The organism is Saccharibacillus kuerlensis DSM 22868 (assembly GCF_000378145.1).
GTDB classification, from domain to species: Bacteria; Bacillota; Bacilli; order Paenibacillales; family Paenibacillaceae; genus Saccharibacillus; species Saccharibacillus kuerlensis.
In genome coordinates, this window is record NZ_KB899277.1 from 198,947 (window position 1) to 212,982 (window position 14,036).

Here is a 14,036-nt window from a genome sequence, read left to right on the forward strand (position 1 = left end):
TATCATTTTTGCGATGCAGATATGAAAGTAGGGTAAGACCGCTTCCCGTTGGAAAGCGGTCTTACCCTTGGCATTCGTTCTATTTACAGAGTAACCGTCACACTGCCCCCGGCAGGCGTCAGTACAAGACCCTGTTCGCCCGCTTCCTGCGAAGCGCCTTCCACACCCGCGGCTTCACTGATGCCGCGCAGTACGATTTTGACATTTTCGGTGCTTCCGGAAACACTGATCTTGATTTCGTTTCCGCTCCGTACGGCCGAAGCTTCCAACTGCTGCTGCGCATCGATGCCCACGATGTTCGCGGAAGCCGTCTTGCCGTCTTCCAAATGGAACAGGTGCAGCGTGACGCCGTCCGCGTAATCGTAGTCCGGCTTGCTGTCGTCGGAACCGACGGCCAGCAGCGTGCCTTCTCTGACAAAGACCGGCAGGCTCATGAAGTCGTAATTCTCGCTGTACCAGCGTCCGCCTTCTTTCACTTGGCCGTCCAGCAGACCACTCCATCTGCCTGCAGGCAGATAGTAAGTTACATCGCCCTGCTCATTGAAGATCGGTGCTACGAGAATCGAATCGCCGAACATGTACTGCAGATCAAGCGGTCCGCAGGTCGGATCTTCCGGGAACTCCAGGAACATCGGACGCATCATCGGAATGCCACGGGCAGCCGATTCCGCCGCCTGGTTGAACAGATACGGCATGAGTGAGTTTTTGAGCTTCGTAAACTTGCGCAGCACGTCCACCGCTTCTTCGTCGAACAACCAAGGTACCCGGTACGATTCGTTGCCGTGCAGACGGCTATGCGAAGACAGCAGGCCGAATTGTACCCAACGCTTGTACACGTCGGCCGGAGCCGTCATTTCAAAGCCCGAGATATCGTGGGACCAGAAGCTGAAACCGGATACGCCGAGCGACAGTCCGCCGCGCAGACTTTCCGCCATCGACTCGTAGTTCGACGAGCAATCGCCGCCCCAGTGAACCGGGAACTGCTGACCGCCGACCGTTGCGGAACGGGCGAACAGCGCCGCTTCGTTTTTGCCGAGCTTTTCTTCCAGCACTTCAAATACCGCTTTGTTGTATAGGAATGTATAATAGTTGTGCATTTTGACCGGGTCGGAACCGTCATAATAGACAACATCCGTCGGAATTCTTTCGCCGAAGTCCGTTTTGAAACTGTCTACGCCCTGATCGACGAGTTCGGACAGTTTGCCTTTGTACCATTCGACGGCTGCCGGATTCGTGAAATCGACGAGACCCATGCCCGCCTGCCACATGTCCCACTGCCAGACGCTTCCGTCCGCGCGCTTCAGCAGATAACCGTTTTCCATTCCTTCGTCAAACAGGACGGATTTTTCCGCGATATACGGGTTGATCCATACGCAGATTTTCAGTCCTTTTTCCTTCAGTCGCTTCAGCAGACCCGCTGGGTCCGGGAAGACGTCTTTGTCCCACTCGAAGTCCGTCCACTGGTATTCTTTCATCCAGAAGCAGTCAAAGTGGAATACGGACAGCGGCAGATCGCGTTCGCTCATACCGTCGACAAAATGGTTAACCGTCGCTTCGTCGTAATCCGTCGTGAACGAAGTCGTCAGCCACAGACCGAACGTCCAGGCCGGCGGCAGTGCCGGTTTTCCGGTCAGTTTGGTGTAATTATCGAGTACATCTTTTGGCGTTTCGCCGCCAATGATGAAGTATTCCAACGTTTCGCCTTCTACGCTAAACTGCACTTTCGATACATTCTCAGACGCGATCTCAAACGAGACTTTCTCCGGATGATTGACGAAGACGCCGTAACCTTTGTTCGACAGGTAGAACGGGATGTTCTTGTAAGCCTGCTCGCTGCTTGTACCGCCGTCTTCGTTCCAGATATCGACGACTTGGCCGTTTTTCACGAACGGAGTGAAGCGCTCGCCCAGACCATAGACGTACTCGCCCATGCCCAGATCGAGCTGTTCACGGAAATACGTTTTGCCTTCGGCTTTGGCTTCGATATGAGCGGCGCGTTTGAACGCACTGCCCGTAATGCGGCGATCGCCGTAATGGAACTCGGTTGCGTAACCGGTATTTTTCTTGATGCTGACACGCAGCTCACCGCTTTGAAGTGCGATCTCTTCGTCATTATTAGTCATCTGTACGTTCGTCTCGAACTCGTACAGTTCGAATTCAGGAGATTTCTTTACGCCTCCGGCGTGACGGTTCAGGCGGACGCGGATCACATTCGGCATCGGGGAGCTGAATGTTGACTTAAGCAGCGTCGCGTTGAGCGTATCGCCTTTCTTTTCAACTCTTTTCGTTGCCGCATATACAGTCAACGAATCGCCTTTTTGAACGACGTCGCGGATGTCCACCGGGTTTTGCATATGATATCCTTCTCGCGTCATCCAATATCCATCGGTAAATTTCATTAATAATAGCCTCCTTGGAAGTTATGGAAGCGCCGCAGAATTTGAAACGAACCTCTGCAGCCTTAACCTGATAAGCGCTTCACATTTAGCGCTTTCTTCATTTATAATGATATTGATCTTTTAACTGAATTTCTTCCGTTATTTTGATACAAAGTATCAGTATTTTGATGTTTATTTCCTCCTGTCCTTGTTTATGCCCCACTATTTGGAAACGATTTCATACAAATTGGCGCTTCGTCGCTTTTGACAAAGGAGCTTACTATGGACCGAGCACTATTAAAAGAACAACGTATTCACGGCAATCCGATGTATCCGGTTAGTTCCTACGTTATGGAAGACCTCGACTATACCACCATCATGGACTGCCATTGGCATGAAGAATGGGAGTTCACTCTTGTTACACGAGGGAAAATCAAATTCCAGATTGGCACAGAATATTATGAGGTGTCCGCAGGCGAAGCGATGTTCGTGCATGGCGGAGAACTTCACGCGGGCTATCGGGTCGGAGACGAGCCCTGCGCATTCTCCGCGATCGTATTCGGAGCGGAATTTCTGCTGAGCCGCAGCTATGATGCGCTTCAGGAGAAGTTTATCGAGCCTCTGCTACAAAAAAAGACGCTCCCTCCGTCGCATCTCACCGGACATGAAGAGTGGGAACGCGAAATTCTAAAGCTGATCGAAGCGGTTATTTCTGATAACGAGCAGTCAGTTCCGGCATTCGAACTGATGACAAAAGCACGGCTGCTTCAAATTTTCGCACTGCTGCAGGGACATATGCGTGAAAATGCGCCTGCCGTCCCGAGTGCCGACCGCGAAAAGGTCGAACGGCTCAAGACGGTATTGGGTTATATTCACGAGCATTACGCCTCCCTCATCAAGCTTGGCGATCTTGCGAGACTGCTCGGCATGAGCGAGGGACATTTCTGCCGATTTTTCAAAAGTATGGCGCATAAAAGCCCTGTCGACTATATTAACCGCTACCGTACCCAGCAGGCCTGCCGTTTGCTGGAAACCAGCGGTCACAAGATTGTCGAAATTGCCATGGAAGTCGGATTCGACAGCTTAAGTTATTTCATCTCGGTGTTCAAACAGCATCAAGGATGCACACCTTCGCAGTACCGCAAGCGGCTGATTGAAGGAGCATCCATGCCAGCCGAATCCTAACACCATAAAAAAATAAGCTTTCCCCTAAACTAATTGTCGAAACTTGTCGATATGAAAGCAAAGACCATTTATTTGGGAAAGGAGCTGTATAGTGAGATTAAAAAGTATTAGAGCCAAATTACTGCTTCTTATTATGCCAGTTTTGTTGGTGATCGTTATAGGTGTAACTGCTGCCGTTATTTTAAGATCGCATGATTTGCTGCTCGAACAGACGGAGAACAGCATGAATCAGCAGCTCGGAAATACCTATCAAAATATTCAGAACCGGATTGTTTCTCACGGCAGAGTGCCGGAAACGTTAGCTGCATCCGTTCAGGGTCATTACAGCAAATTGAGTCTGGACGATTATGATGCGCTGCTCCAAGATTCGCTGAATATCAACAAAGATACATTTGGTGTAGGTGTTTATTTCGAGCCGAATATGTACAGAAGCGATACGCAGTTCTTTTCTTCATATGCATTCCGCAATCAAAATCAAGTCACCGTGACCCATGATTACAGCGATCCCGCTTACAATTATCCGGCTCAAGCTTGGTATCAGATCGCAGCAGGTCAAAAAGAGATTCGGTACACCGCTCCTTTTTATGATGAAACGACCCAATCCACGATGGTTACCGCATCCGTCCCCATGTATGACGATCAGGAGAAATTTGTTGGTGTAGCAACCGGAGACATCAATTTGAATACCGTGCAGAACATTGTCTCGGAAACCCAGGTAGGAAACAGCGGCTGGGCATTTATGCTGGATCAGGACGGCACTTATTTGGCAGGTCCCGACACCGACAAGATTATGAAAGTTAAACTCCAGGAGGCGCAGGACCCGGAGTTGGCCGCATTGACAAACACAATTCTACAAGATGGAACAGGCAGCGCCGCTTATTCTTCTTCCGATGGGCCTGTCCATGTGTACTTCTCGAAACTGGAACAAACGGGCTGGATTATCGCTCTGGCTTTACCAGATCAGGAACTCAAAGAAAAAGTAAACGCTATGCTGCTGCAGGCGCTGCTGTTTCTTGTCATTGGCATAGCTTTGATCGTGACTGTCATCCTGCTGTACGCTCGCAACTTGACTGCTCATACGAAGCGTGTCAATTCGATGGCTGAACATCTGTCGCAGGGGGATTTCACATACTCCATTCCAGTAAGAACGCAGGACGAATTCGGCAGGATGGCGGAAAATTTAAATCATACAAGCGATCTGTTGAATAAAATGATAGGTACAATTACCGAACATTCCCTGCACGTCGCTTCAACTGCGGAACAATTGACAGCAAGTGCAGAACAGACCAATGCAGCAGCTGAAGATATTGCCGAAACTATTCAAAACGTAGCGACCGGTGCCAGCAAACAGCTTCTGGGCACTCAAGAAAGTGCAGCCTCACTTGAGGAACTGGCGATCGGCATTCAGCGAATTTCGGAATCCTCATCCCTTTTACACGATGCATCGCAGCAGACCTCGCAGCAGGCGGAGCAAGGGAATAAAACTATTCAGCAGGCTGTTCGTGAAATGAATGAAGCCAATCGTTCTGTATCGGTTACTTCTACGCATATGGAGCAGCTTAGAAATCGTTCGAGCGATATCGGCAATATTATCAATGTAATCAGCGGAATCAGTACGCAAACCAATCTGCTGTCTCTAAACGCGGGAATCGAAGCAGCACGCGCTGGAGAACATGGCAAAGGATTTGCGGTAGTTGCCGCCGAAATCGGTAAACTCGCTGAGAAATCTAATAATTCCGCTCAAAAAGTCCGGGAAATTATCGAAGAAATGCAGGGAGAAACGGAAGCTGCGGTACTATCGGTCGAAAACGGAACGAAAGCCGTCCATTCTGGAACGCTTCTTGTAGAAAACGCAGGACAAGCTTTCACCGAAATCGTCAAGGAAATCCGGCAAATTGTGAACCAAATTCTTGAAGTTACCACAGTTTCCGAACAAATGGCTGCCAGTTCTCAACAAATAAGCGCCACAATGGAAGATCTCGCCCGTATTTCGGGACAAGCTTCAGACGCCACTCATAATGTCGCCGCAGCCGGCGAACAGCAGCAGGCTTCAATGGAAGAAGTCTCTTCTTCCGCCCAATCCTTAAGCTCTATGGTGCAGGAGCTTCAGCATCTGATTGAGCAGTTTAAGATCAAGTAAAATCGAGCAGTTCAAGATCAAGTAGAATCGAGCAGTTCAAGATCAAATAGAGGTCACTTAATTAATAGTTCCCTTAGTTTTAAGAAAGCTCCTACAAAGTAGACAGGCGAACTCACAAACGCCTGCTTCCCTGTAGGAGCTTTTTTAGTGCTGCACTTTTTTGGAATACATTTGGAATACATTATGAAGCATTGAACGATACAGAACGATACAGTTCGCAGACTCCGTCGATTATCTTACGTCATACAATTCCTGCTTCACATCGCCAATGAACCGGCTCTCTTCTCCCAGTGTATACAAATGCAGTACGTGCATGGCACGTGTACATGCTGTATAGAACAGCTTCCGCTCCGATTCGCGCGAATACCGCTCGGCCGAAGCATTGTACAATAGTGCCGCGTCAAACTCGACGCCTTTGGCCAGGTAGGCGGGCACGATTACTGTCCCTTTCTCGAACGCCGGTGTGTTTTTGGTAATCAACCTTGTATCCAGTCGGTTCTTCAAGCGCTTGTGCAGCTCATTGCATTCGCTCTGCGTCTTACAAATGATCGCCGTATAATCCAATCCCTGATCGCGCAGCTTCTCAATATCTGAAGCAACTGCCTCCTCCATCTCCGCCTGGGCTTCTTTGGCAAATCGGCGCAGCACCGGCTTCTCCCCGGTTCGGGTGAACGGAACAATCATCTCGCCTTCCAGCAGCATCGCTTTTGTGAATTCCGTGATCTCCCGTGTCGAACGATAGCTGCGAGTCAGCCGCAGTACCATGCTTTCTTCGCGACCGTACAGATTCAGCAGCGGATCGTAATCATCCAATGCCGAATCATGACCATAGATCGCTTGGTTAAGATCGCCAAGCGCTGTCATGCGAGCACGCGGAAAGAGGCGTTTGAGAAATTCAAGTTGGAATGGCGTATAGTCCTGCACTTCATCGACGATCATGTGCCGAATTGCCGTGTTGGTGATAAACCCTTGCAGCAGTTCGCGCAGCAGCAGCAGTGGTGTGGCATCTTCGAACATCAGCTCCGACTTGGCCATACGGTCGATCGTAAGACGTGCAAATTCATGCCACATCGCCGGAAGAGGACGGCCGCCGGACAGCTGTCTAAACAACGTCTCGTCCTTATACAATCGGCGGTACATGCCTTTGACATCGACAAAGCGCTGACGCTTGATCCATTTGCGCACCGGCTTCAGCCAATCATTCACAATCATACGAGCTGCTGCTTCACGCTGCTGGTCGAAGTCGTCGAAAGTATCCGCCGCACCTTTTTGATTGCGGCGCATCTGATTGTACGCTTTGTGCAGCGCGCTGGAATCAAGCAGTTGAATCTGATCATCCACCCATTCCTCATCGCGCTGGCTTTTGCCGTATTCGCTGACTTCCTTTAGCAGCCATTTGCCCATCTGCTCGATCCGGCTTGGAATCTTAATGGAAGGGTCGAACTCGTAGAATTTGCGCTGCATGTCTGCGGCCGAGACGATCTCATGTCCCTGGAATCGAATCGGTCGGAACATCATATCCCGCTCCGACAGATGCTCCCGATATGCGCGAATGACTTCCAGATAATCCAGCGAAGACTTATAACGAATACCGGCCAGCCGCGCTTCGTAATCGCCATCTTCCGACACATCCCCTTGGAGCAGATATTCCAATTGATCAAAGGCGTCTTCCAATTCAAATTCACGGCCAATTCGGCGTTCCAGATAAGCCTGGAATGTCGTCTGCAGCATATTTTCTTCGCCCAACTCCGGCAGTACCGTGGAGACATAGCTGTTAAACAACGAATTCGGCGAGAACAGTACGAGCTGATCTGCACTCAGTGTATCGCGATATCGATACAGCAGATACGCGACACGCTGCAGCGCGGCCGAGGTCTTTCCGCTGCCGGCCGCACCCTGTACGACAAGCAGACGACTCTGCTCATTGCGGATGATCGCATTCTGCTCGCGCTGAATCGTCGAGACAATGCTCTTCATCTTGTCGTCAGCGCTCTGGCTGAGCACTTCCTGCAGCAGCTCGTCGCCGATCGTCATGCCAGTGTCGAACATCACCCGGATCTTTGCATCGCGAATAACATACTGTCGCTTCAATTCCATTTCGCCTTCCACGCTGCCTCCAGGCGTACGGTATGAGACACTTCCCGGCGAACCGTCGTAATACAGACTTGAAATTGGAGCACGCCAGTCATAAATCAGGAAATCCTGATCGTTGTCGTCTTGCAGCGAAGCGATGCCGAGATAGATGGGATCGGCCGAAGCCTCTCCCTCCTCGCGAAAGTCAATCCGGCCGAAATACGGCGAGTTCTTCAGCCTGCGCAGCTTGCCCAGCTGGGAAAATGCTCTTTTATGGCCAAATTCGCGCTCTGCCAGTACCTGCGACTGCTGACGCATACTGGTCGATGTTTCGCCCAGATCGTCCGGCTCGGCGAAGTTCATCGTGACCTCGTCCCAAAACTCTTTGCGGAGCCCTACGACATCTCCGCGCATCTCGCCGACCTGGGCTTCCAGTCCGCTGATACGACGGTTGATCTTCTTTGTGACGTCGTCAACACGCTCCTGCTCCCGTTTCCATTCGAGATCCGTAATTTCCATAGTTCCATCCCCTTCTCCGCTGTTCACATTGTTCATTTTATAATCTTATATTTTATTAGTTAAATGTAAATTATAACCTTTTTCGAAATGATGACAGAATTAGATTGTACGCCTGCAAGTTCACGAAATCAATCTTTCGCGGTAAGGTCTTTTTGAGTTATTTTACTATACCCCTGGCGATTCCGACCATAGAGAAAGGGAAGGAGATCCGGACATCCGGTCCTCCTTCCCTTTCTTCACGTTCGGATATCGATTTACGCGGCCATTTTACGGCATACTTCGGCACAGCGCTTGCACTGCTCTGCGCAGCGCTGACAGTGCTCCATATCATGCTTGGCGCATTCATTGCCGCAGTCTTCGCAGATTTGCGCGCACAGTGCGCAAATTTGTGCTGCATACGGGCTGTTTTGCGTCATGGCTCTGGCCGCAAATTCGCACATGTCTGCGCACATCCGGTCAAGACGGATACAATCGCGCATCATCGCTACGTCTTCTTCCTGCAGACAGGCATCGTAGCAGTTGTTGCACACTTCCATGCATTTCAAGCATTCATCGATACATTCGCGCATTTGCTCTTTCGTCATTGCAAACTCCTCCTTTTTGTTAAACAGGGATAAATTCATCTTTTATTATTACCCTTGGCTTTTTGACATAAACGAAGTTGCGGAAGGTTCCTGAAATTTTCGATTGCCCAGCCCTTTATCTGCCGTGCCAATTTTTAGGATTCAGCCAGTAGCTCCACGGCTTTTTACCATCGCGCTCGCTGTCATAATGTTCCACCAGGCGATTAAGTCGTTCAAGCTGATAGCTATACGCGTGAATCTCGGCCGTAACGATCGAGAGCCGCATCGTACTGCCTTCCTGCTGCTGCATATATTCCTGCATCGTGCGGGCAAACTTTTCATTTTCTTCATCAAGATTTTGCCATGGAAGATCGTCGGGTTTCAGCTTACCTTCGAATTTCAGCAGCACATGTTCATGATACTTGACCATGTACTCCAACTGCTGGTCGAATAGTTGATCCAGCATCAGGGTTCGAGAAGCCGGGAAATAATGCTCCTCTACAGCTTCTACCACTTCGCTTCCTTTGCGCAGCGTATGCAGCATCTGCTTGTAGACAACGAGATGCCGGCTTTCCGTATACGAAGGTCGCTGACGCTTATGTTGATCCTCTTCAAGCAGACTGTATTTTTCCGTCAGCGATTGAATCGAGCCGTCCAATTCCTTCTGCTGATCCCGAAATACGCTCTCTTTGATCTCGTCGGACACCGCAGTTCGCATCAGCAGTGACAGCTGGCTGAACGTTGACTGAATCTGGCCGAGAAACTGTCCACGCGGATTGGGAGGCAGTACCGCTACATTAACGATAAAGGCGGCAAAAATGCCGACGACGTTAAGCAGGAAGCGGTTGAGCGCAAAATCCCACTGCCCGGATGCTTCCATGACCGAGATAACCGTAACAAGCGTCAGGCCGATGGTATCCGCGCGTTTTATTTTGAGACAAATCATAATGACAACGATACAGGTTAAGCCGACCGCAATCGGTTCGTTGGACAGCAGACGGCCCGAGCTTACCGCAATCACTGCACCAAGCGTATTGGTCAGCATCTGATCTAAGAAATACGTCCACGATTTGTAGATGGTAGGCTGCATGGCAAAAATGGCCGCAATGGCGGCAATGACGGGCGGCGTCAGGTTGAGCAGCATAGTCAGATATAGAGCCAGGGTTACCGCGATCCCCGTTTTCAGCATACGTGCGCCGAAATTCACGCCGATTCCTCCTTTGTTCAGACAGTCGGATATCCGCACTCCGGGGGTTCCCTTCTGTCCTGCCTTTCTCCGATATTAACCGTTTCGGGAATGACACTAAGCAATGCGCATTGGTAGGCCGGCAGCTTGAAAGCAGAAAAGACCTACGTGCAAAGCTTTATTTTAAACACTCGATGTTTAAGTATACCCGCTGCAGCGGTCTGAGCAAAGTCTGTACAACAAAAAAGAGACCGCCGCGCTTTTCGCGCCTGCGGTCCATTCATATATGTTTCAAAGGGGGTTGTATAAATAGATTAAACGTTAAAGCTTAAGACAAGCTGAAAAACAGATTTCAGTTGTGTTACAATGAGTTGCCGCAGCTTTCACAGCGTGTAAGAATGAAGCTTTTTACGAGCTGACTGACTAATGAACAAATGAAGGAGAACGAGCGTTTTGGAGCAGAAAACTTCCATTTATGAAACGATCGAGGTGTGCTTGTTGGCCGGGAAAATCATGCTGCAAAGCGGCGCCGAGACTTATCGGGTCGAGGATACAATGGGACGGATCGCTGCCGCCTTCGGTCTGACGGAGAGCCACAGCTATGTCACGCCGACCGCCCTGATCTTCTCGACCAGCGGTGAGCAGCCGGCCAAGCTGATCCGGATTGAAGAACGTACAACCGATTTAGACAAGATTGCCGTTGTCAATGCGATTTCCCGACGGATTGTGAGCGGCGAGCTGTCAGCACACGAAGCTAAAGCGCTGCTGATCGAAGCCGAAACGACTGCGTTTCATTATAAATTGCCTACTCAGGTTCTGGCAGCGGCTCTGACAAGTGCCTGCTTCCTTATTATGTTCGGCGGCATTTGGAGCGACTTTCCGGCCGCTTTTGCAGCCGGAGGCGCCGGCTTCGCTGCCTCGGTCTACCTGCACCGGATTGTACAGGTCAAATTCTTCGCCGAATTCTCGGCTGCGCTGCTGGTCGGCCTGCTTGGCCTTCTGTTTATTTGGGCCGGCTTGGGACGGGAGTTCGACCGGATCGCGGTCGGTTCGGTTATGCCTCTCGTACCCGGGCTGCTCATTACGAACGCGATCCGCGATCTGATGGCCGGCCATCTTGTGTCCGGCATTTCCAAAGGCGCCGATGCCTGCCTGACCGCTTTTGCGATCGGAGCGGGCATCGCCGTTGCACTGCTCTTTTTCCCTTAATTTCATTTGCTCAATAACCTACACCGAGGAGGACAACGTCTATGTGGGCTCACTTTCTAACCAGCTTCTTCGCTGCAGCTGCATTTGTCATCCTCTTCAACGCGCCGAAAAAGTCGCTGCTGCAATGCGGTCTCGTCGGTATGCTGGGCTGGGTGCTGTATGTCTCTATTCGCGAGGAGATCGGCGAAGCGCCAGCGACTCTGGCCGCTTCGCTGCTTGTCGGCATCTTGTGTCAGCTGTGCGCGAAGTTTTACCGGACTCCGGTCATCATCTTCAGCGTAGCGGGCGTTATTCCGCTCGTTCCCGGCGGAATGGCTTACAACGCGATGCGGCTGTTTGTCGAAAACCGCTATGACGAAGCGCTGCATACCGGCGCGCAAACGTTGATGATCGCGGGCGCTATTGCCGCCGGCCTTGTACTGTCTGAAGTATTGAACCAGATGATGCGGCGTCCGACTGCAGCGGTCTGAATAATCTCACCAAAATCATTTCTTCAATCGCTCAGAAACGCACAAAGCGCCGCTGTCCTGCAGAATAACTGCATGACAGCGGCGCTTTATTTGGCCTGCCCATTTCGCTCGGCCTACACAGGAAATACCGAACCGGCCTCTAAGCGCGGAAGAGCTTCTTTTTTTGGCGTCCCCCTGTAAGAACTCACGCGGACCGGAGTCGTTTTGAAGCCAGGCATTTTGCAAATCGGATCCAACCCGGGCAGCGTCGCCTGATTAACGTTCTGTTGGCCGCCCCAGTGCATGGGAGCGAATACTGTATCCTCCCTAATTTTTTCCGTAATCCGGCAGCGTGCATAAAAAGAACCGGCTTCCGAGTCGATCTGCACCCATTCTCCGTCTCTCGCTCGTATACGCTTTGCGGCAGACGGATGGATCTCGAGAAAGGTTGCGACCTCTCGGGCTTCGAGCGTAGGACTCCGATGCGTCTGTACACCCGTCAAGTAATGGGCAAGTACCCGTCCATTTGTCAGAATTAGCGGGTAAGCTGCAGAAATCGCTTTGTCGCTTGTTTCAACCAGCGGAGGAGCAGAGAATACCGCCAGTCCATCCGCATGGGCGAAAGACTGTTCGAACATCAGGCCGCTTCCGCCGTCTCTGTCTTCGCCGCAGGGCCAATAGACCCCTTCTTCCCTGCGCAGCCGTTCGTACGTAATGCCGTAATAGTCGGCACGGCCTCCCCTGCTGGCCAATCGAAGCTCATCGAAGATCTCTTCAACGGACTGGAAAGGAAACTCTGATCCGCGTCCCAACCTTTCTGCCACTTCGCATAAAATTGCCCAGTCATGACGGGATTCGCCTACCGACGGACGCGCCGCTTCCCGCAGCAGTACTCTGCCTTCCAGATTTGTCAGTGTCCCTGCGTTTTCCATATATGAAGTTACCGGCAGTACGATATCGGCCATTTCCGCTGTCTCGGACAAGAACATATCTGCAACAATCAATCCGTCGAGCTTCCTCAGCCCTTCTTCGACCATAGAGACATTCGGATTGGATACGACCGGATTCGATCCCATAACAAACAACGTCCGAATCTCTCTACGATGAATAAGTTCCATCATTTCGTAAGCCGAGACTCCTGCTCCCGGTATCCTCTCCGGTTCCACTCCCCAGACAGAAGCGACATAAGCACGGTCGGCTTGATCCGTAATGGAACGGTAGCCCGGCAGTTGGTCGGCTTTCTGACCATGTTCACGACCTCCTTGTCCGTTGCCCTGCCCGGTAATCGCCCCGTACCCGCATCCTTCGCGTCCGATCTTGCCGGTGGCCAGAACCAAATTCAGGAATTCTCGTACCGCAAGATGTCCGTCCGTCTGCTGTTCGACCCCTCTTGCCGTCATAATCATTCCGGTATGAGCACGGCCGTACATGATAGCCGCACGCCGAATCAGATCTTCGCGAACTCCGCAAAATTCGGCGGTCTGTGACAGCGGCATTTGTCCGAGAGCGCGTTCCCTGATCTCTTCGAACCCTCGCGTTCTTTCATTGATGAATTTTTCGTCGATCAGCCCTTCTTCAATTAACACTTTCAGCATACCTGCAGCGAGCGCTGCATCCGTTCCCGGACGGATCGGAAGATGGAGATCGGAAGCAGCAGCCGTTGCCGTAGCCCGGGGATCGATCACAATAATCGATGCACCGTTTTCCCTGGCACGGTTGAAGTAAGGCATAAGGGTTGGCTGACAGTCTGCTAAGTTCGTGCCTGCCAATATAATGCACTCTGCCTGCGGAATATCCGACAGCCGGAAAGTCAAACCGCGGTCGACACCGAATGTCTTACTTCCGGCAGAGGCCGCAGCGGACATACAGAAACGGCCGTTATAATCGATATATCGGGTTCCCAGAGCCAAGCGAGCGAACTTACCGAGCAAATAAGCCGACTCATTAGATAACGATCCTCCTCCGTACACCCCTGCTGCATCGGGACCATAACGCTGTGCAGTCGACTTAAAAAGATCAGTCACTGCCTGCATCGCTTCCTCCCAACTTGCCCGAATAAGCTGTCCGTCTCGGCGAATCAGCGGATGCAGCAGTCTTTCTCTGCTTAACGCATGCTGGTGCGCGTTCTGTCCTTTCACGCAGAGGCGGCCTTCAGAAGCCGCATTGTCGTCCCCCTGCGCGCGAATTGTTACCTTTTCTCCCGGCACTCCTTCCTCGCTCAATCGAATCTTGCACTGTACGCTGCAAAAAGGACACTGCGTCCGCCCTCCGAAAGGTTCACTAATTCCGGACGGTCTGCCAAGTAAGCTGCTGGACATATTTGTTCCTCCTTCG

Annotated in this window: 9 protein-coding genes; 4 read left to right on the forward strand and 5 right to left on the reverse strand. The window is 51.2% G+C overall.

The genetic code is table 11. From position 1 onward, the window contains the following. Window positions 1–83: 83 nt before the first annotated feature. Window positions 84–2,399, reverse strand: coding sequence for an alpha-xylosidase (gene yicI / locus F456_RS0100905; RefSeq protein ID WP_018975115.1), 2,316 nt, complete (start codon window positions 2,397–2,399; stop codon window positions 84–86). A gap of 261 nt (window positions 2,400–2,660) precedes the next feature. Here yicI and F456_RS0100910 point away from each other — a divergent pair, with 261 nt between their 5' ends. Together F456_RS0100910 and F456_RS0100915 are read left to right on the forward strand one after the other, a co-directional pair. Next, entirely contained in the window at window positions 2,661–3,563 is a 903-nt protein-coding gene (locus F456_RS0100910) for a helix-turn-helix transcriptional regulator (protein WP_018975116.1), read from the forward strand. A 91-nt stretch (window positions 3,564–3,654) separates the two neighbouring features. Then, a complete protein-coding gene (locus F456_RS0100915; protein ID WP_018975117.1) occupies window positions 3,655–5,703 on the forward strand; it encodes a methyl-accepting chemotaxis protein in 2,049 nt (682 codons plus the stop codon). Window positions 5,704–5,934: 231 nt separating this feature from the next. Here F456_RS0100915 and helD read toward each other — a convergent pair whose 3' ends face one another. The 3 genes from helD to F456_RS0100930 form a co-directional block, all read right to left on the reverse strand. After that, window positions 5,935–8,295, reverse strand: a complete 2,361-nt coding sequence (gene helD / locus F456_RS0100920; protein WP_018975118.1) for an RNA polymerase recycling motor HelD — start codon at window positions 8,293–8,295, stop codon at window positions 5,935–5,937. A gap of 254 nt (window positions 8,296–8,549) precedes the next feature. Then, a complete protein-coding gene (locus F456_RS0100925; protein WP_018975119.1) occupies window positions 8,550–8,879 on the reverse strand; it encodes a four-helix bundle copper-binding protein in 330 nt (109 codons plus the stop codon). Between the two features lie 115 nt (window positions 8,880–8,994). After that, complete coding sequence (locus F456_RS0100930) at window positions 8,995–10,065, reverse strand: FUSC family protein (RefSeq protein ID WP_018975120.1); 1,071 nt, start codon at window positions 10,063–10,065, stop codon at window positions 8,995–8,997. 432 nt (window positions 10,066–10,497) lie between these two features. On the opposite strand from F456_RS0100930, the gene F456_RS0100935 reads away from it, so the two are divergent. Together F456_RS0100935 and F456_RS0100940 are read left to right on the forward strand one after the other, a co-directional pair. Next, window positions 10,498–11,253, forward strand: coding sequence for a threonine/serine exporter family protein (locus tag F456_RS0100935; protein ID WP_018975121.1), 756 nt, complete (start codon window positions 10,498–10,500; stop codon window positions 11,251–11,253). A 41-nt stretch (window positions 11,254–11,294) separates the two neighbouring features. Further along, on the forward strand, window positions 11,295–11,723 hold the full coding sequence (locus F456_RS0100940; protein WP_018975122.1) for a threonine/serine exporter family protein: 429 nt from the start codon (window positions 11,295–11,297) through the stop codon (window positions 11,721–11,723). 113 nt (window positions 11,724–11,836) lie between these two features. On the opposite strand, the gene F456_RS0100945 is transcribed toward F456_RS0100940, so the two are convergent. Continuing rightward, window positions 11,837–14,020 carry a molybdopterin oxidoreductase family protein gene (locus tag F456_RS0100945; RefSeq protein WP_018975123.1) on the reverse strand — a complete coding sequence of 728 codons (2,184 nt, stop codon included), beginning with the start codon at window positions 14,018–14,020 and terminating at the stop codon, window positions 11,837–11,839. Between the last annotated feature and the right edge of the window lie 16 nt (window positions 14,021–14,036).

Bases quoted from the DNA above. Each gene is read 5' to 3' on its own strand.
- F456_RS0100925 (WP_018975119.1), bottom strand. From the start codon at position 8,879: ATGACGAAAGAGCAAATGCGCGAATGTATCGATGAATGCTTGAAATGC.
- F456_RS0100940 (WP_018975122.1), top strand. From the start codon at position 11,295: ATGTGGGCTCACTTTCTAACCAGCTTCTTCGCTGCAGCTGCATTTGTC.
- F456_RS0100910 (WP_018975116.1), top strand. From the start codon at position 2,661: ATGGACCGAGCACTATTAAAAGAACAACGTATTCACGGCAATCCGATG.
- helD (WP_018975118.1), bottom strand. From the start codon at position 8,295: ATGGAAATTACGGATCTCGAATGGAAACGGGAGCAGGAGCGTGTTGAC.
- F456_RS0100945 (WP_018975123.1), bottom strand. From the start codon at position 14,020: ATGTCCAGCAGCTTACTTGGCAGACCGTCCGGAATTAGTGAACCTTTC.
- yicI (WP_018975115.1), bottom strand. From the start codon at position 2,399: ATGAAATTTACCGATGGATATTGGATGACGCGAGAAGGATATCATATG.